Origin of the sequence: Runella sp. MFBS21 (assembly GCF_029433105.1) — a bacterium.
GTDB lineage: Bacteria > Bacteroidota > Bacteroidia > Cytophagales > Spirosomataceae > Runella.
On sequence record NZ_JARNTW010000001.1, the window covers coordinates 849,267 to 873,909 of the forward strand.

20 protein-coding genes are annotated in these 24,643 nt (G+C 42.5%); 7 read left to right on the forward strand and 13 right to left on the reverse strand.

Going from position 1 to position 24,643, the window contains the following annotated elements; all coding sequences use genetic code 11:
- The first annotated feature begins 28 nt into the window (after nucleotides 1–28).
- Nucleotides 29–742, forward strand: a complete 714-nt coding sequence (locus tag P1X15_RS03300) for an RraA family protein (protein WP_277336706.1) — start codon at nucleotides 29–31, stop codon at nucleotides 740–742.
- 75 nt (nucleotides 743–817) lie between these two features.
- Here P1X15_RS03300 and P1X15_RS03305 read toward each other — a convergent pair whose 3' ends face one another.
- The 13 genes from P1X15_RS03305 to P1X15_RS03365 all read right to left on the reverse strand — a co-directional run bounded on the left by P1X15_RS03305 (nucleotide 818) and on the right by P1X15_RS03365 (nucleotide 14,282).
- Complete coding sequence (locus tag P1X15_RS03305) at nucleotides 818–1,447, reverse strand: sterol desaturase family protein (protein WP_277336707.1); 630 nt, start codon at nucleotides 1,445–1,447, stop codon at nucleotides 818–820.
- Nucleotides 1,448–1,615: 168 nt separating this feature from the next.
- Entirely contained in the window at nucleotides 1,616–2,197 is a 582-nt protein-coding gene (locus P1X15_RS03310; protein ID WP_277336708.1) for a DUF4833 domain-containing protein, read from the reverse strand.
- Between the two features lie 9 nt (nucleotides 2,198–2,206).
- Nucleotides 2,207–3,136 carry a PfkB family carbohydrate kinase gene (locus P1X15_RS03315; RefSeq protein ID WP_277336709.1) on the reverse strand — a complete coding sequence of 310 codons (930 nt, stop codon included), beginning with the start codon at nucleotides 3,134–3,136 and terminating at the stop codon, nucleotides 2,207–2,209.
- Nucleotides 3,137–3,165: 29 nt separating this feature from the next.
- Nucleotides 3,166–3,879 (reverse strand): HAD family hydrolase, encoded by a 714-nt coding sequence (locus P1X15_RS03320; protein WP_277336710.1) that lies wholly within the window; start codon nucleotides 3,877–3,879, stop codon nucleotides 3,166–3,168.
- Nucleotides 3,880–3,896: 17 nt separating this feature from the next.
- On the reverse strand, nucleotides 3,897–4,943 hold the full coding sequence (locus P1X15_RS03325) for a lysylphosphatidylglycerol synthase transmembrane domain-containing protein (protein WP_277336711.1): 1,047 nt from the start codon (nucleotides 4,941–4,943) through the stop codon (nucleotides 3,897–3,899).
- On the reverse strand, nucleotides 4,918–5,874 hold the full coding sequence (locus tag P1X15_RS03330; protein ID WP_277336712.1) for a CDP-alcohol phosphatidyltransferase family protein: 957 nt from the start codon (nucleotides 5,872–5,874) through the stop codon (nucleotides 4,918–4,920). Before P1X15_RS03330 ends, P1X15_RS03325 begins: the two co-directional genes overlap by 26 nt.
- Before the next feature lie 4 nt (nucleotides 5,875–5,878).
- A complete protein-coding gene (locus P1X15_RS03335; protein ID WP_277336713.1) occupies nucleotides 5,879–6,742 on the reverse strand; it encodes a hypothetical protein in 864 nt (287 codons plus the stop codon).
- Nucleotides 6,739–7,476, reverse strand: coding sequence for an NDP-sugar synthase (locus P1X15_RS03340; protein WP_277336714.1), 738 nt, complete (start codon nucleotides 7,474–7,476; stop codon nucleotides 6,739–6,741). The genes P1X15_RS03335 and P1X15_RS03340 overlap by 4 nt, the downstream gene beginning before the upstream one ends.
- 94 nt (nucleotides 7,477–7,570) lie before the next feature.
- Nucleotides 7,571–10,135 carry a DUF5686 and carboxypeptidase-like regulatory domain-containing protein gene (locus P1X15_RS03345; protein ID WP_277336715.1) on the reverse strand — a complete coding sequence of 855 codons (2,565 nt, stop codon included), beginning with the start codon at nucleotides 10,133–10,135 and terminating at the stop codon, nucleotides 7,571–7,573.
- A gap of 66 nt (nucleotides 10,136–10,201) precedes the next feature.
- A complete protein-coding gene (locus P1X15_RS03350; protein WP_277336716.1) occupies nucleotides 10,202–11,197 on the reverse strand; it encodes an NAD(P)-dependent oxidoreductase in 996 nt (331 codons plus the stop codon).
- On the reverse strand, nucleotides 11,194–12,315 hold the full coding sequence (locus P1X15_RS03355) for a hypothetical protein (protein WP_277336717.1): 1,122 nt from the start codon (nucleotides 12,313–12,315) through the stop codon (nucleotides 11,194–11,196). Before P1X15_RS03355 ends, P1X15_RS03350 begins: the two co-directional genes overlap by 4 nt.
- Nucleotides 12,312–13,517: a serine palmitoyltransferase gene (gene spt / locus P1X15_RS03360; protein ID WP_028667271.1), complete on the reverse strand. Its 1,206-nt coding sequence runs from the start codon at nucleotides 13,515–13,517 to the stop codon at nucleotides 12,312–12,314. Before spt ends, P1X15_RS03355 begins: the two co-directional genes overlap by 4 nt.
- A gap of 141 nt (nucleotides 13,518–13,658) precedes the next feature.
- A complete protein-coding gene (locus P1X15_RS03365) occupies nucleotides 13,659–14,282 on the reverse strand; it encodes a TetR/AcrR family transcriptional regulator (protein WP_277336718.1) in 624 nt (207 codons plus the stop codon).
- A gap of 299 nt (nucleotides 14,283–14,581) precedes the next feature.
- On the opposite strand from P1X15_RS03365, the gene P1X15_RS03370 reads away from it, so the two are divergent.
- The 6 genes from P1X15_RS03370 (at nucleotide 14,582) to P1X15_RS03395 (ending at nucleotide 24,543) form a co-directional block, all read left to right on the forward strand.
- Entirely contained in the window at nucleotides 14,582–15,175 is a 594-nt protein-coding gene (locus P1X15_RS03370; RefSeq protein ID WP_277336719.1) for an RNA polymerase sigma factor, read from the forward strand.
- 87 nt (nucleotides 15,176–15,262) lie between these two features.
- Nucleotides 15,263–16,351, forward strand: a complete 1,089-nt coding sequence (locus tag P1X15_RS03375; protein WP_277336720.1) for a FecR family protein — start codon at nucleotides 15,263–15,265, stop codon at nucleotides 16,349–16,351.
- Between the two features lie 360 nt (nucleotides 16,352–16,711).
- Nucleotides 16,712–20,053 (forward strand): TonB-dependent receptor, encoded by a 3,342-nt coding sequence (locus tag P1X15_RS03380; protein ID WP_277336721.1) that lies wholly within the window; start codon nucleotides 16,712–16,714, stop codon nucleotides 20,051–20,053.
- A gap of 20 nt (nucleotides 20,054–20,073) precedes the next feature.
- Nucleotides 20,074–21,540 carry a RagB/SusD family nutrient uptake outer membrane protein gene (locus tag P1X15_RS03385; protein ID WP_277336722.1) on the forward strand — a complete coding sequence of 489 codons (1,467 nt, stop codon included), beginning with the start codon at nucleotides 20,074–20,076 and terminating at the stop codon, nucleotides 21,538–21,540.
- Nucleotides 21,541–21,671: 131 nt separating this feature from the next.
- Nucleotides 21,672–23,291, forward strand: coding sequence for an FAD-dependent oxidoreductase (locus tag P1X15_RS03390; protein WP_277336895.1), 1,620 nt, complete (start codon nucleotides 21,672–21,674; stop codon nucleotides 23,289–23,291).
- A 532-nt stretch (nucleotides 23,292–23,823) separates the two neighbouring features.
- A complete protein-coding gene (locus P1X15_RS03395; protein WP_277336896.1) occupies nucleotides 23,824–24,543 on the forward strand; it encodes a DUF1080 domain-containing protein in 720 nt (239 codons plus the stop codon).
- Nucleotides 24,544–24,643: the final 100 nt, after the last annotated feature.

Here is a 24,643-nt window from a genome sequence, read left to right on the forward strand (position 1 = left end):
GTACAAAATTTTTAATTAATAAAACAATATGGAAATTATCACACAGTCTTATCCCGTAAAAAAATTTGAAGTCAACTATGATTGGCAGGAGATACAGCACCGTTATCTTAAATTGTATGCTGCCCTCGTATCAGATGCGCTCGAGCACATGGGCTATCATAGTCAGTGTATGGCGAGTGGGATTTATCCTCTTACGCATACCATGAAAGTAGCAGGGCCAGCTTTTACGGCGCATGGTATCGCCACCCCTAGTCGAGACACCAAAATCCACGATATTCGATTGGGAATGTTTAAAAGCATGACACAGGGTGTAGTACAAATCCGTGATACACAGGGCGATACTTCGTGTGGGCAATTTGGCGAAATCTCAGCTACTGCTGCGTATGCCCACGGATGTGTGGGTGCCGTGATTGACGGCTCTACGCGTGATTCCAACTATTTGATTGATATGAACTTTCCCACTTTTTGTCGTTTCCGAAATCCCGTCGAAGCTTTTGGACGATTTATGGTAGTGGATTATCAAATTCCGATTTATGTCAAAGGGATGCAAGGACTCCTCCAAGTAAATCCAGGAGATTATATTTTTGGGGACAACGACGGCGTAGTAGTAGTACCTTTTGAGCTCACGATTCCTGTTTTGGAACTTGCCGAGGAGTGGTTTGCGTCAGAAGCCAAAAGCCGCCAAGCCATGGCTACAGGCCGTAATCCTTTTGATGTATATGAAGAATTTGGACGATTTTAGATAAGATAAATAGGTTAAATTGTGAGAAAAGATAAACCCCAACTATGGTTGGGGTTTTATTTTGAAAGCATACTGTCAATTTTCATTGGTTCGAGGGAAAGTCGAACCAAAAATCTTATCCCAAAAATCCGAACTGACTCCATATCCTTTGTCAGGCTCGGCATAGTGATGAAGCATATGGTGCTTCTTTAATTTTTTCCAAAAACCTGCTTTGAAATTAGCGTGGTGAAGTGCATAATGACTCATGTCATAAAACAAATACCCGCTGATAAAACCCGCAAAAAAAGCTGCAACAGGAAACGCGCTCATCAAAAGCGCAAATAAAAAATAAAAGGCCGTGGCCAACGGAATACTTACCGACGGAGGCATCACGAGACGTTTGGCATCGTTAGGAAAATCATGATGGACCCCGTGGAAAATAAAATGGAGGCGCTCCATGATTTTGCCTTTGGGCGTAAAATGAAACACAAATCGGTGCAGGAAATATTCGGTAAAAGTCCACACAAACAAGCCTCCGCCATAATAGCCAAGAAATGATAAAACGGGCAATTGGCCTACAAAAAGGGCTTTCCAAGAAAAATAAAAAATGACGGGAATAAAAATAAATAAGGGGACACTATAGTGGACTTTGGAAAGGGCTTCCAACAGGTCACTTTTAAACATCCTTGAGGACTCCGTCGAGTTCGAAACATATTTTTTAGGCATGTTAGGACGGTTTTTAAAGGTGGAAAAATTGTTTTTCGAATAGCTGTAGTACGTTACTGATAATAAAATTTTGCAAATAGCAGTGCTAGGAATTGGTGAATTCCGATTGATAATGAGCGTTTTTTGTTTTTTTAGTGAGGTCGCTTATCTCTAATACATAAGCAATAGTTAGGAGGGTTTGAAACGGTGAACGATTGTTTTTCCAGTAGCTGTTTCGGTGCCTTTTAATTCGATATAAAGCACATTGGGTGACCAAAATGTACCGCCATCGATGCGGATAAAAACCCGCTGCAAGACACATTCTTTTTGGGCAATGTCAGTATAAACTCGGTATTGATTTTTGGTATCTTTTTTCAACAACAAAGGTAATTTTGAATAGGCCACTGAGCGTAATTCATATTGGCCATTACCAATTTTTTTTGCATTGATACCATACGCAAACTTCCTTTGAATATAGTTGAGGTCTTTGTGGGCGCCACCTTCAGGATAGCGTATCCAAAAGGCATGAATGGGGCTACCTTCTTCTAGCTGACCTTTTTCGTTGATATTGAGTTCATAACAGATGGTGTTGGTATTAGGGTCACGCTGAATATAAAAAAGTAACTTAGGCAATCCACTTGGTATTGGAAAGGTCTCAGGGTCGGGAAGAGGCCCATTGAAAGAGGGTGCTGTGTGATTGGGTGCAATGGCACTTATAAACGATAGACCTACTATAAGGACAATCAACAAACGGTTTACTACTGACTTCATACGCTTACTTCATGACTGTGAAATGGAAGAAGCTAACTCCTCCCAAGGAAAAATTTTCTCGTGTAAAGTTGAGTTTAAGATATTCTCAACTTGCTGCAAATCACCTGAAAAAGGCCCAGAAGATTGGATTTTGATAGTGGCCATTGCTGCCCCAAATTCCCCTGCTTCTTGTGGATTTCCACCTTTTATTTTTTTCAACAAATAACCCGCCATATAAGTGTCACCACAGCCCGTGGCATCTACTACCTGTTTGGGTTTGAAGGCGGGAATTTCATAAAAATTGCCTTCGGTATAAATCACCGAGCCCTTGCTGCCAAGCGTGATAATGACTTCTTTCACGCCCATTTCGGCCAAATAAAGTGCACCTGCCCTGATTTCTTTTTGACCCGTAATCACCTCCATTTCGTACTCATTGGCTTTCAAAATACTTACATGGGCCAATGCTTCATCTTTGTCAACCCAGTCGGTATAATGTACTTTTTGATTTTTGACAAAACGTAAAAAGCCTTGAATATCAAGCGAAACCATTCCTTTTTGGGCCAGCGCTTTCAGCAGTTCCACCGATATATCGTCGGAGAGAAGGGGGCCAAGATGGTAAATTTGAGCATCAATATTTGGCAACAAAGCTACTTCTTTGGTAAAAGGGTCGGCTTTGTACAAGACATTTTGCTCGCGGTGGTCTTGGTTTTGACTATAAATATTTTCAAAAAATACGGTATGCTCGCTTGGTAAAGTTGTAATTTCAATTCCTTCTTTTTGCAATTGCTCCACAATCGGAAGCTCTGCCGCTGCTACTGCCGTAATGAGCCGATAATCAACGTCAAATTTTTGGATGGCTTTCGAAAAATAAAACGAAGTACCACCCGGCATAAAATTGACGGATTGCGTGGTTACTACTTTATCAAGTGTAATATGCCCAATTGTACAAATATCATACATGGCTCAAAATGATTTGGTGTCAGATGTGTTTAAAAAAGAATACTATCTAGGATTTTGATGGCCTCCAAAAGCTTCCCAAAATCGCCAATTTCGGCATCAGAGATAGATATGGAGGTATCTTCTTCCCAACCTTGGACATTCAGCCAAATAGCCTGGCAACCCACTTCTTTGGCTGGTACGATATCTTTGCTGTAGGAGTCGCCTACTACTACACATTCCTCAGGCGGCAATTGCAACTGCGCCACTCCAAGCCGATAGATGTCGGGGTTGGGCTTACGCACTCCCACCACTGCCGATTCTACGATTGCCTTAAAAAAATGACGGATACCAAAATCGGCTAGTACGCTGTTGATATTTCCATAAAAATTAGAAACCAAAACCAAGGGATATTGCTCATACAATGCCTCCAAAGTAGGAATCGCTTTCTGCACGGTAGTTTTGGCAAAAAGATGACAATCTTGGGCGATAAGCTCTACGAGACTTTTATCAAGCTCAAAACCATTATCGACCAAAAAACGAAACTGTTGGTCGATTTTCAACGCTAATGTATCATAGAAAGTATGGTGAGGCATCACAATAGGATGAATAGCCAACGCCTTCTCCCCAAAAGAATAAGCTTTTGAAAATGCCTCCTGAGGAATGTCTATGTGATGTTTTTGATAGCTATTCCACAATACCCCGCCCCAATGTAGGCCGTTGGTATCGATAGTACCGCCATAATCTAACAATACGCCTCTAATCATAATATCTGTTCGGTTTTTCAAAATGATGCACTCTCCGGCATCGGTTCCAATTTTTGGGGTTGTTTGGGTAGATAAGTAGGTGTAAATTTTAGTAAAACTAACCCAATCAGTATCCATACCAACTCCCTGATTCTCATTACTATTCCAATAAAAAGCCCCGCTTCAGACGGTAAGCCAATACTCCTTAAAGCTAACGCCAAGCCACCTTCGCGGGTTCCGAGCTGCATCGGAAAGAAAAAGACCACGTTGGCAAATAAAGATGAACCAGAGCTCACAATCAACGACTGCACTACCGACATCTCCAATCCAATAGCTTGTGCTGTAAAGTATATTTCGGCGCAGCCCACCACCCGTGCCACAAACTCAAGCCACAGAGAAGCATGGAAGCGCCCTTTGCGTTCGGCGTATAAAATCCGAATTTGGTCATCTATTTCTTGTAATGTATCCGCTTTTTCTTGGGCGAAAGTTTTGGCTTTTGTTTTGATAAAAGGGAGTTTTTGCAATAGGTTAAAAGTACTTACCGTAAACCCGCGCTGATATACCCTTACAAACCAAAATCCCAAGACCAACCCTATGACAAGCATAACGCCACATCCCCCTATCATGAGCGGTGAAAGAGGTACAGCCCACACAATCAAAACAATGGAAGCCAACCAAAAAATGACGTGTGAAAACATATGCATCAGACTATACAAGAGCACCGACGAAGTGGCTTTTTGGATACCCACGGCGGGCTTCAATTCCATGATGCGGTAAGGCTCACCGCCCAACGCCACAAAAGGTGTAATGTAATTGATGATATAACCCGTAATGGTAAGACGCAACACCGCCCAAAAAGGCAAGTCTGTTTCGGGTCGCTGTGGCTCTTCTATAATCGCCTGAAAAGCAAAGGCATTGAGTACATAAATCACCAGCCAGCTTCCAATCACGGGCAAAAACCACCAACCTGTTTTTTGGATATTTTGCCAAATAGTCTCTATACCCATGCCATATATCATATAGCCGAGCGACAAGACCCCAATGACCAAAAATAGGGCTTTATATATTTGCGTACTTATTTTCACTAGGGTGGGTCAACTGTTGATAAAAATGACGACTTACTTTCTCCTGACTCACGCACATATAAATCAAGATAGGATTCAAGATGAAAATATCGAACATGAAATAAATCCAAGCTTGGTCGATAAAGAGCCACAAAAACAGAAACAAAACGCGCGTATTGAACTGAACGATGTTGGTATATTTCATCAAAGGTTTGTTTTGAGCTCTAAAATCCCGTATCAAATCTTGCGGAAGACCGTTGGGGAATCGCTTACGAACAAGAGCCAAAAGTTTTTGTAAATGAGGCGAAAAACTTTCTTGGAGATTGGTGTAGTTGAGATACGTTCGTGCTACGAGTTTCATCCCAAAGTTTTTGGACCAAGAAAGTTGGTCATATTCTTTTTGTAAATCGCGGCTATTGTCGAGTTCGCTACCTGATGTACCTTTGATAAAAAACAAATGCACGTTGCGATAATAATCGGCCATCGCGGATTGCACTACGTGAGATAGCCCCGCTACTACGCCCGGCACCCAAATCAAGGCGCTCCAGCCTTCGTTTTGGCTACGCAAGCAAATTGCGATATGAATCGAAATAAACCAAAAATCCCCCGCCGCTCCGTCCAAAATACGCCCAAGTCGGCTTTTGTTGTTGGTGAGGCGTGCAAGCTGACCGTCGGCGCTATCGAGCGAATTGGCAAAAACCAACAACAACATCCCGATGACATTGATCCAAAGCTCTTGGTAATAAAACAAAATACCGGCCGCTACTCCAAAAAAGATACTGACAATCGTAACGGGGTTGGGGGTAATACCTACTTTAGCACAAAATAGCGCGATTTGGTAGCCAATAGGCCGATAAAACCAAATATCGATTTGCTCTTCGGTATCGTTGGATTTGAGTGAGCTTTCAAACGCACTTTCTTTTTTCTCTTCGAGGGTGGTATTGGTTGCCATGCTGTTATCTATTAAATTGTTGAACAATAGATTGCGCAATGTAGCTAGCAGCTTCTTCGCGACAAGGCGCAAAACTGGGCCAATCGTTGAGGTCGATGATATGAAAACTTCCGTCTTTACTCACGATAGCATCTCCGCCATAAATATGTACCCCTAGGGCTTCAGCTGAGGCATTGGCTACTTTTTGTAGCTCATTTATATCAAACTCATGATAAAGCGACTGCCCATTGATGGCTTCGTAGCCAGTGTATTTGTGGTGGTTGTTGTCGTAAGGATAAAACCAAAAAAAGAAGCCAGTATCTCTGACGGCATAAAACTTCACCAAGTCGCCGACCAAATGTTGCGAAATAACGGCATCATGAATATCCCGAAAAGTATATTCACGTAGGATTTCTTTGGCCTCTTTGATTGAAGCCGCAAACGTCACGTCCTCTTTGTGAATAGCGTGGAAATCCCCACGTTTAATCCAAAAACCTTTGCCCGGAAGTTGGTCAAATACTTCGTTGTCGGCATAGGTAGTGGGCACAATAAAACTCTTTGGATACGGAATTCCGTTTTGAATCAAGCCATTGGTCATGTTGATTCGAAAACAATTTTCGATACCAAAGCCTGAGTTGACAATCTTTTTGCCTTCGTTTTCAAGTTGTTGCAATTTTTTAACTACCTCTTTCTGGCGCCCCATTGTAAAGATATAGTCTTCTTGTATCTCTTCTTTTTGAAGAAACTCATCTTCACAACAAATCGTAACATGGCACTGCATTTTTTCTAAATTCTGTGCTACAAGCGAAAAAATAGCGTCGTCATTTCCGATATGGTTAGGTGAAAATTTTCGATTGCGGTGTACTCCTAATACTTTTAAATGATTCATTTTAAGGTAACTTCATGATTTGGTGTCGGCTGCTGTTCGCTCAAAAAGCGTTCGGCAGTAGTAATATCCCAGACGTGGTCGATGTCCACAATTTTGGAAAAAGAGTAAGCCTGTAATGGTATGTTTGTTTCGATTAAATAGCGTTGAAAATTTCGCATCCGGTTCGTGCCTTTTTCTACAGCCTCAATCGCCCGATTGAGCGCAGGACGACGCAAGCAATAAATGCCCCCCGAAATATAAGGCGTACTGTTTTGGTTGGTATCCGTAAATGCCGTGATTTGCTGCTGTGCATCCACAGAGACAAAAAGTGGGCTTTCGTCGTCCACAAAAGTAGTAACAGCCATTAGGCCACCTACTTGAGTATTTTGCTGGAAAGCGGCAATATAATCGGCAAATTCTTCTTCCCGAAACACCGTGTCGGTAGTAGTAAGGCAGAGAGAATCAAGCTGCTGGGAGGCTTTCAGCAACTCATAAAAACTATGGAGCGAACTAGGCGTAGATTTTTTGATTATCTTCAACGGGACTGGGTAAATGCTTGATAGTAAGTGTGTCTCTAGTAATTCTGATTCTTCGTTGATGATAATTTGGATGGTTTTAGCGCCATTTTTCGCAAATATCCGAATGAGCCTATCGATGAGCATTTCTCCATGAAGTTGCACCATAGGCTTAGGAAATTGAAAGCCTTCCTTTGCCAAACGTGACCCTTCTCCAGCGGCTATGATTGCATAATTCATATTGGTGTTTGTCTATGTCTTTCTGGATTTTTCCTTCGTGCTATGGTAAAAAATACAACCACAGAGAGAAGGAGCTATTCAAAAAGAGCTGATTCTAAAAATCGAGCCTGAATCGGGTACGAATTCCCCATTCGGCTACATTGGGATGATTGAGGTAATTGAAACGCCTTACCAAATCCACCCGAATAAGTTTAAAAATGTTGCTTACCCCTACACTTCCTTCAATATAGGGCTGACGTCCAAGCGAATAACTAATAGCTTTGTCTTGCGCATCTACCGGAAATCTAAAGACGGATAGGTTTTTATCTGGATTGTTTTCATCCCTCAAACCCCCTATCAAAGCTTTTACGCTTACTACTTCTCTGAGTTTTAGTTTTTTGAGAAGAGGTATTTTGTTAAAGAAAAAGCCATTAAAATAATATTGTACGTCCACGCTCGCATAGTGGTCACTTACAAACTCCAAGAAGTTCATCAAGTTGTAAGAGTTCAACTGATAAGCATAAGTTTGGTTGGCACGGTGAATCATCAAAAGCGGAAAAGGAATATTCTTACCTACGATATACCCACCTTCGGTAGTAATATCAGCAAACCCAAACTGAGAAAAATAAAAACGTTTGGCCACGTTGGCTGTGATAGTATGGTAATTGTTTTCGCCCGACAAAAACCCTTTTACTCCCACATTATAGCGAAGTGTGAAAATAGGGTATCGGTTGATGAGAGGCGTACGGTATAGTTTTCCTTGATAAAACTGCTCATTGGGCGCGTACCTAAGTTCGAGGCTTAGTTCGGTATTTTTTAGTTGAGGTACGGCTTGCACCAAACCATCGTTGTTTACTTTTTCGTATCTCAAAATCCCCGCTGGAGTCTGGTTCCACTGCGTAAATCCTAAGCGATAAGAAAAGTGATTGGGCAATTCACGGATGTACTCAAGTTTGAAAATATCATTGTAGAGCCAACGGTTGTTGTCGCCGCGTTTGAACGATAGCAAAAAATTGTCTTCTTGCACAAACTGAAGCTCTTGCCCCGGGATTTTGGTATCGCGCTGATAGCTTGCTCTGATATAATGAAACGGAAACTGATAAATCGATTTGTTGTTGAAAGAGTAAGTACTACTCAAAAAATACTTCCATTTTTCATCTTTGAAACCATAAGCGGCATACGATTCAAAGTAAAGACGATGACTCAACTCAGTAGTAGTACGTCCGCCAAAGCGCAATCGAAAACCTTCGACTGGGTTGAAGCTATAAAAAGTATTGACGGGTCCTACCTCCACTTTGCCGAAGGATTTATAACCCGCAAAAAACAAGGTTGCGATATCCATAGCTCGCCGAAATGACGGAATCGTTTGGAGGGTGTCCACATTGCGATAAATATTCCGCTCCAGTCTTTCGAGAGGCACGTGTCTTACATTGCTCCAAAATTCTTCACTTTTGGAGGTAGAAGCAAGCGTGGGCAAATACTCTTGGGCCGGGCCTTTGTAGAGGCTATCTTCCCGTGGTTGGTTGACGGTAAAGTTTTTGAAATTGACGACCCGTTGCCCATACAATCCCGCTGCTTTTTCTCCCAATGCAAACTCCATTCCTAGCGTAGTTTTGCTAAGATGATAACGCCCTTCATCGCCTTTCTCAAATTCTAGGCGAGCTTCTAGGTCGCGCATGAAGTTGAGGTTGATGTCTTTGTTGACAGTGAGATACGCGTTTTGAACGCTGTAATTACCATCAAGAGTCACAAAGAGTTTTCCCTCAAAAAGCATATCGGTCTTGTTGCGTGGTACAAAGCCCAATTCTACCAACCAAGGCGTTTGGGTTTTGACGGTGTCGCGGATAAAAAACTTATAAAAAGTGGGGGCACTATTGGCAATGGGACTCAACAATAGGTTGGTCGCAATCGAAATATCATTTTTATAAATATCTATGTCTTCATAAAGCCTTCTAAAGTAGGCGTTTAGACCGTCGTTGTCGATGAATTTAGAGTCAAACTCCGCTTTTCTATCGGCTTTTACCCATTGTTTTTTTGTGTAAGGGTTTTTCCGAAAATAGACCTGAGAGAGTTTTTCTTGCATATAGGCGGGAAGCATATTTTTGCCACCCATATTGGTAGAGTCTTGATTGACAAACAAAAACTGATAGTTGCGGAAAATGCGTCTTTCTTTGAAATTGTCGGATAAGTTGCTGAGAGCCAACGATATTTTTTCGTATTGCTCATACTCTACATAATCATTGCTTGCCATTTGGTTTTTGTCCTTATGCGCAATCACCTCCCTGATCAGCTGTACCGCAGGATTATCTTTGTTGCGATAGCCTCGGGTTTTGCCTTTGACGGTTACTTCTTTGAGCAGTACCGCATCGACAGCCATCTTTATATTAATGGTTTGCGTAATTCCCGGTGTTACCGTTTTTTCAAGGCTTTGATAACCAATGTACGTAAACTTAATGCGGGATTGGTTGGCAGGGAAGCTAAGTGTATAGTTGCCTTCGGCGTCGGAGGTACTACCGATGGTAGTCCCTACTACTTGGACATTGACAAAAGGTAGCGTCTCGCCGGTTTTAGTATCGGTAATGACCCCCTTTACGGTAGTAGTCTGCGCTACCAAAGCAGTGGATTGTATGCCTACAATCGCAAAAATAAGGGCTATATGTACATAAATAATTCGTAACATTTTGATGTGGGCCTTGGGCCTAATTTGTCTATCACAACTGTTATTTTATTCTACTAATCTGATTCTTTAAAGCCAATGTTGGGCTTTGTACCATTCAATGGTTTCGGTGAGACCTTTTTTTAGGTCATACTGAGGGCTGTATTTTAAGTCTTTTTGAGCGGCATTGATACTACAATACCAGTTGGCTGCGGTGAGTTCTTTTATTTTTTCTTGGTTTACTACGGGTGTTTTGTTAGAAAATGAGCTACTCAATTCAAGTGCATTAGCGGCCATTTTCAAAATCTGCACTGGTAAATGCAATCGGTAAAGACGCTGACCACTCACTTCTTTAAAATAATTGGCTAGGGCATAGCGGTCGTACCAATTCCCGTCCGAAATATTGTAGGTGTGTTTTTCGGGCGAAGCTTGGAAGAGAGCTGCTATGGTAGCGGCACTTAAGTCTTTGGCATAGACAAAACTCAAGCGCTGAGGCTTGCGCCCAATATAAGCATCTAGTCCTTTGTTGAGCGTTTTAAACAAGATCAGTAAGTCTTTTTCGCGCGGGCCATATACTGCCGTAGGTCGGATTGTAGTAAGAGGTAGCTCGCTCAATTGGGACAGGTACTGCTCGGCAAGCAGCTTGCTCTTGCCATAACTGGTAATAGGGTTGGGTAAAGTGTGTTCGGTAATAGGTTGGGTGTCTTGGTATGAAATGGGTCCTAAAGCTGCCAAACTGCTCAAAAACACAAACCTTTTGAGCGGAATATCGGCAGCAAGAGAGGCTTCGGCCAATGTACGGGTATAATGGGCGTTGATTAGATTGTATGCTTCTTGATTTTTGGCTCTAGTGGCTCCTGCCGAATGAATGATGTAGGAATATCGCCCTTCTGCAAGTAACTTTTGAAGCCCTGCTTTGTCGTTGAAATTAGGGTAAACATACGTAATATCAAATGCTTTTAGGTGGCTCACATCGCTTGAAGGCCTGATAGCGGCGTGGACTTCCAAGCCTGCTTTCAGTGCGGATTCAATTAAGTGATAGCCAATAAAACCACTCGCTCCTGTAATGAGTACCCTGCTGCTCATAATTCCTTTTCGTACAATCGGTATCTCTTATAAAGCTTACCATTAATCTGCTCAATAGCGTGGTTCATGAGATAATTGTCTTCCAACATCCACGAACATTCGCCCCCCGTAATTTTAGTACCGTACGTATTTTTGATAATATTTCCGTAAAGACATGCTTCTATACCCATTTTGCGATAGCCCTCAACCACCCCAAGGGTAAGTACGCGCAGTCGGGTGATGTTTTTTTTCTGGAAAAGCAATTTAAAAATCCCCGTAGGTAGTAAGCGTCCTCTTTTAATTTTAATCAAAACTTGATTGATATCCGGGATTCCTAAGGCAAAGGCAATCAATTTGTTGTCTTTTTCGGCTACCAAACAAAAGTTAGGGTCTAATATTAATTTCAAATCTTTGGCCAAATAATCAAACTCCTTGGGAGTCATGGGCACAAAGCCTAGGTTTTTGTCCCAAGCCGAATTATAAACTTCTCGGATTTTGGGTACTTCTTCCGCAAATTTTTTGAGGTTTACTTTCCTAATCGTGATACCATTGCGTTTCAAGCGAGCCTCAAGCGTATCTAGCAATTTGAGGGTTCGCTCGTTGGCTTCTTTGGTTTCGAGTTCGTAGGCCAACAAATCCGTTTTTTTCTTAAATCCTGCACCTACAATCAACTCGGCATAGTAGGGAGCATTGTAGGACATCATCGCAATAGGCGGACGGTCAAAACCCTCTACCAAAAGCCCACAAGTATCATTAGTAGATAAGTTGACAGGGCCTATGATATTGGTATTTCCTTTTTCTTTTACCCATTCGGTTGCTTGTTGAAGCAATGCTTTGGCGATAGCAGGGTCGTTGATACAATCAAAAAAACCAAAAAAGCCGTCTTTATTTCCCGTAAAATCAATATGGTTCTGATTATGAATAGCGGCGATGCGTCCTACTATACGTTCATTGCTATACGCAAGAAAAAGCCTCACACTCCCATGTTCATAAAAGGGGTGTTTGTGGGGAGAGAGCATATCTTGTTGAGCAATAAACAGCTCTGGGACGTAATTTGGGTCGTCGCGATAAAGCTCATGGGGAAAATCAATAAACCTAGCGAGCTCCTTGCTAGACTCTACCGCAACTATCCGATTCATAGGTTGGCTTTGATGGCTTCTGGGCAAATTTTATGGTAAATTTTGGTCATCTTATCGATAGCTTCCTCTATCTGACTAAATGTATGAGTAGCCATCAACGAAAACCGAATCAACGTATCTTCTGGACGAACTGCCGGCGATACGACTGGGTTTACAAATACCCCTTCATCTTGCAAAAGCCGGGTGATTAAGAAAGTCTTTTCATTGTCTCGAATATAAATCGGTAGAATAGGGCTTTCTGTTTTGCCCAAATCAAACCCATTGATGAGCAACAACTCCTTGGCGTAACGGGTATTGGCCCATAGACGCTCAATATGAAAAGGTTCGGTTTCGATGATATCCAAAGCCGCCAAAGTACTTGCCACAGTAGCCGGTGTCATACTAGCACTGAATATCAAAGAACGAGCTCTATGCTTCAGGTACTCTATGGTGTCGTTGTCGCTGGCAATAAACCCTCCCAAAGAAGCAAGAGATTTGCTAAAAGTACCCATGATTAAATCAGTGGCATGGGTAAGACCAAAATGGGAAGAAGCTCCCGCGCCTTTTTCGCCGATTACCCCTAAGCTGTGGGCATCATCTACCATGATAGAAGCACCAAACTGCGCCGCTACTTCGACCATTTCGGGAAGCTTGACAATGTCGCCTTCCATGCTAAAAATACCGTCGGTCGCAATCAACTTGATAGCTTCGTCGGGCAGGAGACCCAATTTTTTCTTGAGGTCTTCCATGTCGTTGTGAGCATACTTAATGACTTTCGAAAACGAAAGCCGACTCCCGTCAATGATAGAAGCATGATCCATTTCATCCAGCAAAATGTAATCGTGCCGCCCTGTCAAACAAGACAATGCGCCCAGATTGGCCTGATAACCGGTGCTAAAAAGAATAGCGGCTTCCTTTCCAGTATAAGCAGCTAATCTTCGCTCTAGCTCTATATGAATATCAAGCGTGCCGTTTAAAAATCTAGAACCTGCGCACCCTGTTCCATATTTTTGGGCTGCTTTTTGGGCCGCTTCAATCACATAGGGGTGGTTGGTAAGCCCTAAATATGAATTTGACCCAAACATCAATACAGGCTTTCCTTTGATAAGAACCTCAGTATCCTGACCTGATTCTATCGGCCTGAAATAGGGGTATATTCCCTTTTCTCTTGCGATTGCAGCGTCTTTAAACTCCGCAACTCGGCTTCGTAGTTTGTTACTCATATTATGAAACTGGTGTCAGAAATATTCTACTAATTGCTTTTAACTTTACTCAATCATTTCCATTAAAAATGGAAGGATTGGAGATAAGGCAAATATCAACTTACAACTACAAACAATGTTTCAGAAGAAAATGTTAAACAACTACATCACTTCTTCCGAAATAAATAAATACTCCGTAATCATATCAATGATTATATTCTTATGATTTTCGGCAAACTGATTAAACTCCTCCTCCGAGCAATTGTACATTTTCATGGTAAGGTTTTTACCAACAAACACAAATTGAAGACTTCCCATAATTAAAGGCATGATGCTTTCGGTCGGAATCTTGCGCATAGTACCTTTACTCACTTCTTCTTCGATATGAGCCGTCAAATGCCCGTGTAATAGTTCTTTTAATTTATTTAGCTCCGGCAACAGCCGACTCCCGTCGCGTTGAATCTCAGTCATCAAAAACAAAACCAAGGCAGGTTCTGTCTTCATTACTTGAAAATCAGCTTTAATCAGTTCAATTAGCTTCTCTCTAAGCGAAATAGGCTTCTCAAAAATCTGAAGCGTATTGTTACAATAAAGCGAAAATAAATCCTTAAAAATTTCGACAAAAAGCTTCTCCTTACTCCTAAAGTAGTAGTTAGTAAGGGCAATATTCATGTTGGCTGCCTCCGCAATGTCCCGCGCTGTTGTACCAGCGTACCCTTTCTTCAAAAAAACAGATTTCGCTGCTTCTTTGATTTTTTCTTCACTAGATTGAGTTATACACGCCACGTTTTCTTCTCTGTTTTCATTAACCTGCGCCAAAGGTAATATTGGATAATTTAACTAACAAACTATTTTAACTTAAAATTTTAAACAAATGTTTAAAACAAAAATTTATACAATTTTATATTCTTTATGTCCCAAATTTTTACCTAAAAGTAAAGATATAATGGGGGTTTTAGTCCTTATGATTCTCTAAGCTGTATAAATAGCTGATGACAACAAATTAGTACTGAACTCATAAAAAATAGTATGATTTATAATACTTTGTTTGTTATTTTGAACTCGAAAAATAGATAGGCGTACATTTGAAAGACAACCTCTCTCATACCGAAGAAGAACGCCTCTGGGAGCGTTTCAAAGAAGGAGACAGTGAGGCCCTTGGGCTGCTTTCTCGCCGTCATTATCGTGCATTGTTTAATTATGCCATAAAATTCACCAAAGACCGCGAAGTAGTCAAAGACTGTATTCAAGATTTGTTTTTGGAGCTGTGGGAGCGGCGTGACTACTTGACACAGACGCCTTTTGTGCGTATTTATCTTATCAAAGCCCTCAGAAACAATTTGTTTCGTAAAATACGCCAAGAAAGAAAGTTTACCGACGCCGAAGACCTCGATTCCGACATACCTTTGTCAGATCATATATCGGCAGAGTCTAGTTGGATTGAAAGTGAGCTTTTTCTTGAAAATGAGGAGAAAATCAAAACCGCTTTGTCTAAGCTCCCCAAACGTCAGCAAGAAATCATTTTTCTGAAATTTTATGAGAATCTCTCCAACGATCAAATCTCCGAGATTCTAGACATGAATCGCCAATCAGTGGCTAATTTGCTCCATCGAGCGCTTACTTCTCTTAAAACCAACTGGTTTTCTCTCGTTAAGTTATTACTTCTATTTTTGAAGTAAATTCAAAAAAAATTGTATTCAAGTGAGTATGCGCTTTACAGAAGTGTCTATCTCAATATAATAAGGTATTTAAGTGCAATTTATTCTATGATTGATTATACCACATATACCCCCGAAGCTCTCGCCCTAGACGATTCATTTAGAGGGTGGGTTTTGGAGGATAAAGAACACCATTTTTGGAAAAATTGGATAGAAAATAACCCTGCCAAAACAGCCACTGTCAAGCAGGCTCAAGCGCTTGTATTGTCTATCTATCAAGCCCAAGACGAGATTTCGGAAGAAGAAATTGACGATGCCATACATCAATTGGTGCAGATAGCCGACAAGCGCAGCATGATAATTCCGCTTTGGCACCAAACTTGGTTCAAAGTGGGAGCGGCAGCCATAGCTCTCTTTATGATTGGGTGGCTGCTTTATTATGAAAAGCAAAAAATACATATCACTCCCTATCAGCAAGTGGTAGGGCAGCTCAAAGATGAAGTTAAACTTTTAGAATTTACCAACACCACTTCTTTTGCTCAGTCTGTTATGCTTTCCGATGGTAGCTCGGTGGTACTTCAACCCCAGACTAGTATTAGTTATCCTACTACTTTTTTAGCGGACAAAAGAGAGGTTGTATTGTCGGGCGAGGCTTTTTTTGAGGTCTCTAAAAATCCGAACAAACCCTTTTTTGTTTTTGCTAATGGATTGATTACTAAAGTGCTTGGCACTTCTTTTACGGTCAAGGCCTATGATAAAGACCAAGAAGTAAAGGTGATTGTCAAGACGGGAAAAGTATCGGTATTTGCACAAGACGCGGCCTCGCAGGTTCAAAAATCGAGCCGAGAACTTACAGGTTTGGTGCTTACGCCCAATCAGCAAGTGACTTATAGTAGAGCCGATAGCCGACTGGTACGCTCGCTAGTTGAAAAACCCCAACTCCTGGCTTTGCCTGAGATTCAGCAGCAAAGTTTCGAGTTTAGACAAGCTCCGGTATCGGATGTATTTGATGTATTAGAAAAAGCGTATGGCGTCAAAATTGTCTATGATGAAGATTTGATGGGAGGTTGCGAACTCACCGCTACGCTCTCAGATGAGCCTTTATTAGAAAAAATGGAATTGATTTGTAAGGTACTCGAAGCGCAGTACGAACTGATAGATGCCCAAATTGTAGTAACAGGAAAAGGTTGTAAATGAGGCTCTTAAAAAAAGAATTTATAACTACTTAGCCCTAGGCGGTAAGCAGTAGGCATTTTTTACGAGGTTTTAGGCAAGCGCAGCGCAAACTCGTTGAGGAGGCAAACCCCAAAGCTTATAGCTTATAGCCCAAAGCATATTGCTAAGTATTTACGATGCTTTAATGATTGTTTTACCTAACCCCTTTTGTATTCCGAATGACTTAAAATTACGCTCAACCCCCAACCAACAAAAAGCCGGCGATGTGTCCGCATCACCGGCTTAGGATTCCCCAAAGTTTCTCAGGCTTTCACAACACTCGTTCTCAGGCGAGTGCGGGGATGTTTTTGTCAATCTTGTAAACCAACAAAGACCAAAGTTATGTCAAAACGTCGACAATTCAGCAAGATTCTGCTCAAAATCATGCGAATCACTTGTTATCAAATTTTCATCACAATTCTATGCACCTCTCTGGGGTATGCCATAGATACTCAAGCCCAAGAACTACTCGAACGCAAGGTTTCTATTCAAGTAGCAAATCAAGAAATAGGGCGTGCGCTTGAGCGTATTGAGAAAGTCGCCGATGTACATTTTATGTACAGCCCACAGATTATTGCGTCGAAACGTAAAGTGACGCTCGTAGCGAAAAATGAACGGCTTGCTACCATTTTGGACGGTCTGCTAAGACCTCTTAATCTTACGTATGAAGTAGTAGGCAATAAAATATTGCTCAACCGTATCACCACTCCTCCTAATCTTACCCCCGAAAGTCCTCGTTCGGAAATACGTACCAATCAGATGCTCATTGAGCAGCCTATCAAAGGAACGGTGACCGACGAATCAGGCTTGGGCTTACCGGGTGTAAGTGTACTAGTCAAAGGAACCAACAAAGGTACAATCACCGGAGCAGATGGAGGCTATGTATTGGTCGTACCTGACAACAACGCCGTATTGGTGTTTAGTTTTGTGGGTTATGAATCTCAAGAAATTGCGATTGGAAATCAGACGTCTGTCGATGTCAAACTCAAAACAGACATTAAGTCGTTGGGCGAAATCGTGGTTGTGGGGTATGGTCAAGTCAAAAAAAGCGACCTAACAGGCTCAGTAGCTTCAGTCAAAGCCAAAGACATCACGGCTTTTCCTATCACTACGCCCGTACAAGGTATCCAAGGGCGCGTATCGGGAGTGCAAGTTATTCAAAACTCGGGTGCCCCAGGTTCATCAATTTCGGTGCGTATACGAGGCGGAAACTCATTACGTGCCAGCAATGAGCCTTTGTATGTAGTGGACGGATTTGCGCTTTCGGGGAGTCTATCAGCTCTTAACCCTTCTGACATTGAATCCATTGAGGTGCTCAAAGATGCCTCAGCCACGGCTATTTATGGTTCTAGAGGTGCCAATGGAGTGGTGATTGTAACCACTAAAAAAGGAAAAGCAGGTAAAAGTCAAATAGATGTAGAGAGTTTTTATGGAGTACAATCTCCCACAAAACTTATTGAAATGATGAACGCACGCGAAATGGCTGAAATCGCCAACGAACGTGCGGCCAACGATGGCGTCAGTGCATTTTTCACGGCCCAAGAGATTGCTAGTTTTGGAGAAGGGACCAATTGGCAAAAAGAATTGCTACGGTCGGCACCTATTCAAAACCACGGCGCTACCTTCTCAGGAGGTACAGAGCGTATGCAATATTCTTTTTCTACCAATATTCTGTCGCAAGACGGCATTGTTCCCAATTCTAGTTACAAAAAAGGAACCATACGTGGCAACATCAATCACCGAGTCAATGACAAATTGACCTTTGATTTCAGCATGATACTGAGCCGCTTGAATCAGCGCCGTATCGACGGCGAAAACAGTAACCGTGGCAATGGGGCTCTTTCGGCCATTTTGGTAGCTCCCCCTACCGTGACTCCGTTTACCCCTCAAGGCGATTATAGCAATGTAGTGCCTTATTCGTTTAGTTCCAATGTGTTGCTCAATCCTTTTGCTTTGGTCAACGAGCGCCGCGACCAAGATGTGCAAGACTATGTATTGGCCAACACTGCCATTAATTATGAAATTCTCAAAGGACTTACGTTGAGGGTATCGGGTGGGATAGAAGCATTCAACAATCGAAGAGACCAGTACTCTACCCGCAAACTATCTACTTCTCCTTCTGGTTCGGCTTCGGTGTCTACTTCGCGTCAGACCAATCTCCTCAACGAAAATATCCTCAACTATGCGCGTACTTGGGGACAAAGTCATAGCTTGACAGTAACAACAGGATTGACTTACCAAAACCAAAAAAACAACTCTTTGAGTGCAGGTGGTAGCGGATTTGCTTCAGATGTGCTCACTACCAATGCCCTACAAGGTGCGGCTACGCCCGGAATCCCTGGAAGTGGTGCCTCTGAATGGACACTTTTGTCTTATTTAGGAAGGGTGAATTATACTTTCAAAGACCGCTACTTGCTCACCGCAAGCTATCGGGCCGATGGGTCGTCTAGGTTTGGGAAAAACAATAAATGGGGCTATTTCCCTTCTGCTGCTTTTGCTTGGCGAGCCATTGAGGAGGATTTCATGAAACAGCAGACGATTTTATCGGATTTGAAATTCAGAGTGTCTTGGGGACAAACCGGCAATACCGCCCTTAGCCCTTACCAAACCCTCAATAGCCTGAGTTCTTATCAGACCATTTTTGGAAACGATTTGGCGATTGGCTATGCCCCTAGCAGCAGTTTGTCAAATCCTACCTTGAAGTGGGAAACCACCACTCAGACCGATATCGGGGTAGACTTAGGGTTTTTGCGGGACCGCCTTCGAGTCACCGCCGATTATTATATGAAAGACACCAAAGATTTGTTGGCCATTGTATCCCTTCCTACTTCGGCGGGTTATGCTAGTACGACTCAAAACATCGGCGAAATCCAAAACTCTGGTGTCGAACTTGGGATAGATGCTAATGTGTTTTCGGGAGAATTCAAATGGGATATTTCAGCAAATGCTTCTTTCAATCGCAATAAGGTTAAATACTTGGTAGGAGGTAGCGATATTTTTGGAGCTGCTTTGCAAAATCCCTTAGGAGTACCCGTAAGTTTGGTGAGAGTAGGGCAGCCCGTGGGTGTTTTCTTTGGCTACCAAGAAAATGGCCTCAATGAAAAAGGTGAAATTGTTTTCAAAGACCTCAACAACGACGGTGTCATCAATACCAATGATAAAACCATCATCGGTAATCCCAACCCTAAAGCTATTTTTGGTTTTAGCTCATCGGCTTCTTATAAAAACTTCGAACTCAACCTATTTCTTCAGGGAGTGCAGGGGGTAGATTTGTTTAATTTCAACGTGGCGAGTTTTGCCAACAGTTTCAATTTTGGGGAAAATCAAATCAAAGATTTATATCTCAATCGTTGGACGCCGCAAAACCCTAACTCCACTGCCAAATATCCCAAGGTCAGTGTGAATACCAAGTTTAGAGAATCTGATCGGTATGTTGAAAATGGCTCTTTCATGCGTTTGAAAAACATTCAGTTGGCCTACAACATTCCGACCTCAGGCATCAAATGGCTGCGCAAAGCCCAAGTATATGTAAGTGGTCAAAACCTGCTCACCCTTACCAAATACTCTTGGTACGACCCCGAAGTAAGCACCTTAGGTGGCAGTACGTCTATCAGCCCAGGTGTAGATCAGTTTGGTTATCCTGTTGCCAAAACAATCACCCTTGGCGCTCGTCTTGGTTTTTAATTTCCTAAATGAAATCGAATATGAAAAAGATATTTTTTGCTTGCTTGGTCTTATTTCTTACCTCATGTGAACGCCTGTTGGAAGAAGTTCCTACCGACCGTTTGTCTCAAGAAAACTTCTATCAGAGCAAAGATGATTTGATTGCTGCCCTGAATGCGGTGTATTCACAAGTACGCGGAGCCAACTCCTACGGGACCAATTACCCCGCGCAGCTAAATGGTATGGCCGATTATTGTATTTCACGAGGTACTCAAATACCCGTGAGTGAATTTCAGGGATTGGACGGCACAAACATCGCCCGCACCGATGCCGTATGGAGAGATTTGTACCAAAGTATCAATTCAGCCAATATCGTGATTCAGGTTACGCCCAACGTCGCTTCGGTAAGCGAAGCCGACAAGAGTGCGATTGTGGCCGAAGCACGGTTTTTGAGGGCTTTCAATTACTATAATTTGGTGAGAAATTATGGCGGTGTCCCTTTACGAACAGCGCCTATTTTTGAGGTATCACAGGCCAGAGGAAAAAGGGCTTCGGTAGAAGAAGTCTATAAACTCATCATTGAAGATTTGCAATTTGCCGAAAACTCCCTGCCCAAAACCGTATCTGCTGGGCAAGCGGGGCGTCCTACTCAAGGAGCGGCCAAATTGCTCCTAGCCAGTGTCTACTTAACGCGTGAAAACTGGGCAGGTGCGCGCGACAAAGCCGACGAAGTAATAAAGTCGGGCGTGTATTCTTTGGTAGAAGTAAAAACTTCGGATGATTTTGAAAAACTTTTCGGGGCAGATTTAGCCACTACGCCCGAAGAAGTATTTTATATCAAATATGCTCGCATTACAGGGCAAGGCTGGGGATATCCGAGCTATCAACATCCGGCAGATGGCCCTTATACCACGGGAGTAAGAGCCCATTTTACTTTGCCTACTTTGCCCCTTATCCGCGATTGGTCCGACAAAGACCTTCGTAAAGACTACAATTTGTATTCATCCTATACCAATCGTAGCGGCCGCCTTACTACTTTTCCCGCCGCCGAACCGATTTGCTTCCGTAAGTTTAGGGATTTGCCAGCCAATCCTGCTGGTAATGATTTTCCAGTATTGCGATATGCGGAAGCGCTTCTCATCTATGCCGAAGCGGCAAGTCAAGCCAATGGCGGGCCTACCGCCCAAGCACTCGAAGCTCTCAATAAAGTGCACCGTAGAGCCTATGGTTATTTATCTACCACTACTTCGCCCGTTGATTTTTCTTTGGCGGGACTATCGGCTGCTTCGTTTAGAGATTTGGTCATGACCGAAAGAGCCTATGAGTTTATGATGGAAGCAAGCCGCTGGTACGACCTTAAACGGCTAGGCACTACCAAATTAAAAGAAGTTATCAAAACTGCTCGTGGCAAAGATGTCAAAGATACTCACTTGATGTGGCCTATTCCTAAACAAGAAATGGACAATAACCCTGATTTATCAGCTTCGGATCAAAACCCTGGCTATTAAGCACCTATTCAATAGTAAAAAAATGACAAAACAGTCTTTAGTTTAAACCAAAACAACTCTGCATTCTGATGAAAAGAAATATGTTTTTGACGTGGTTGATTCCATGCGTTTTGCTGTTTTCGAGCCATAAAATGGGTTCAGAAGCTACTTCGGCGGATGCCCAAACCGTGGCGGCGACGCGCAAAGCGGATATTATCGTATATGGAGGAACTTCGTCGGCGGTGATTGCGGCCGTTCAAGCAAAAAAAATGGGTAAATCCGTCATTGTCGTTTCTCCCGACAAACACCTCGGCGGACTTACGTCGGGTGGCTTGGGCTTTACCGATACTGGCAACAAAGAAGTGATTGGAGGACTTTCGCGGGAGTTTTATCAACGTCTGTATCAGCATTATCAAAAAGATGCTTCATGGCAATGGCAGAAAAAAGAAGAATATGGCAACAAAGGCCAAGGTACCCCTGCCCTCGACGGAGCCAACCGCACCATGTGGATTTTTGAACCTCATGCTGCTGAAGGAGTTTATGAAGATTTTGTGAAAGAATACGGCCTTACTATTTATCGCAACGAGTGGCTCGACCGTTCTGCCAAAGGCATCACTAAAAAAGGAGGAAGTATTACTTCAATCCGTACTTTGAGTGGTAATGTGTACGAAGGAAAAATGTTTATTGATGCTACTTATGAAGGCGATTTGATGGCCGCCGCCGGGGTCAAGTTTCATGTAGGTCGCGAAGCCAATAGTGTTTACAACGAAAAATGGAACGGCGTACAAGTGGGCGTTTTTCAGCATCGCCATTATTTCAAAGACAAAATCAGTCCTTACAAAATAGAAGGAGACCCTAAAAGTGGTTTGTTGCCAGAGGTATCGGCTTTGCCTCCCGGCAAAAACGGCGAAGGTGATGACAAGATTCAGGCCTATTGTTTTCGGATGTGTTTGAGCAATCACCCCGACAATCGGATTCCTTTTCCTAAACCAGAAGGCTATGATCCTAATCGCTACGAACTTTATGCACGCGTGTTTAAGGCAGGATGGCGCGAAACTTACGACAAGTTTGATCCCATTCCTAACCGCAAAACCGATACCAACAATCACGGACCTTTTAGTACCGACTACATCGGCAAAAACTATGATTATCCCAATGCTTCCTACGAGCGCCGCCGCCAAATCATCAAAGAGCATGAGTTGTACCAAAAAGGCTTGATGTATTTCCTCCAAAATGATGCGCGGGTACCAGCCGACGTACAAGACAAAATGAAGCAATGGGGGCTGCCCAAAGACGAGTTTAAAGACAATGGCGGATGGCCACATCAGCTTTACATCCGTGAAGCTCGCCGCATGCTTGGGGAGTTTGTAATGACCGAAGCCGACGCCCTTGGCAAAACCAAAGTGCCGAATCCAATTGGTATGGGCTCGTATGCGTTGGATTCTCACAATGCACAGCGATTTGTGACCGAAGATGGCTATGTACAAAATGAAGGTGACATCGGAGTGCATCCCGATAAGCCTTATTCGATTGCTTATGGGTCGATTTTGCCCAAAGAAAATGAATGCAACAACTTGCTGGTATCTGTTTGTGTATCAAGCTCTCATATTGCTTATGGCTCAATTCGGATGGAGCCAGTATTTATGATATTGGGGCAGTCGGCTGCTACAGCCGCCGCCCTTGCGATAGATAGTAAAGTGTCGCCACAAAAGCTACCCTACGAGAAATTGAAGGAAGTTTTGCTCAAAGACAAACAACGCTTAGAGTGGTAAAATACTTTACAATTGGTTAGTAATCCCAAAAGCCTCAGTGATTTTCGCTGGGGCTTTTTATTTGACGTTTTTAGCCAAAAAACAGGGGTAGTAATTACCCATAGCTTTCTTTAAAAAATAAGATAAAACCATAAATGAAGGAAAGATTTGAAAGCCAGGAGTTCCAATAATCTAGCATAATATTCAAATATCTCCTTCAAAAAGAGAACGGTGAAGCAAATAAGTGAAATTTTCAAGCTAACTGATAATCAATATTTTATTCCTAAAATTTCTTAAACAAAAAGCATTTTTATCTCACCTAAACTTCATCGAACAGGTATGTAAAGGATAGTAATCCATTGTGTTTTTAGAAATATTTGAATATAATATTGACTCTTGTTGAGGAGTTAAGTAATAAAGAGAGCCAAATACCGCCGAAACCAACAAAAAACATACAATCAAACGCAACATAATAATGATCAGTACTTTCAAACTTAGATATTTCACGTTGGGCTTGATAGCAGCCCTTTTTGTATCGTTTAGCTTCGATGCCATGAGCCAAGGAAAAAAAGCAAAAAAGGCAAAGAAAGACAAAGAGGGTTTTGTAAAAATATTTGACGGAAAATCGTTAGATGGCTGGGAAGGTGACCCTACCTATTGGCGGGTTGAAAACGGAAATTTGGTGGGAGAAATAACCCCTGCTACTCTGTTGAAAGCCAATTCTTTTATCATCTGGCAAGGTGGCGAGCCTGCCGATTTTGAGTTGAAAGGCGAATTCAACATCGCCGCTGCTGGCAATTCTGGTATCAATTATCGTAGTGTACGCGTTCCGGATGTTCCTTTTGCTTTGAAAGGGTACCAAGCAGATATCGACGGAAAGATTAATTATACGGGTCAAAACTACGAAGAACGCGGACGTACAACGCTGGCTTATCGTGGTCAAAAAACCAATATCAGTCCTTATTCAGGCGAAGCTACTCCTCAAGCGGTACGTTCTAAAGTACAAAGAAATGCTTGGACCAATTTGACCGTGACGGGTTCGTTGGGCAGCAGCGATTCTCTCAAAACATTAATCAAAAGCGAAGACTGGAATGAGTTTCATTTGGTCATCAAAGGCAATCACCTCAAACACTACATCAATGGCGTGCTGATGAGCGAAGTAATCGACGAAGATACCGTCAATGGCAAAGCGAGTGGGTTGTTGGGTGTACAAGTGCACGTAGGCCCGCCGATGAAAGTACAGTACCGTAATCTACGCATCAAGCAGTTGTAAAATAAAGATTGGATGAGCCAAGGTGAGTTTTCACCTTGGCACTGTTTTTATAAAAATCCGTACATTATCCACAATTGTCAACTGAAATCCACAATAGTTG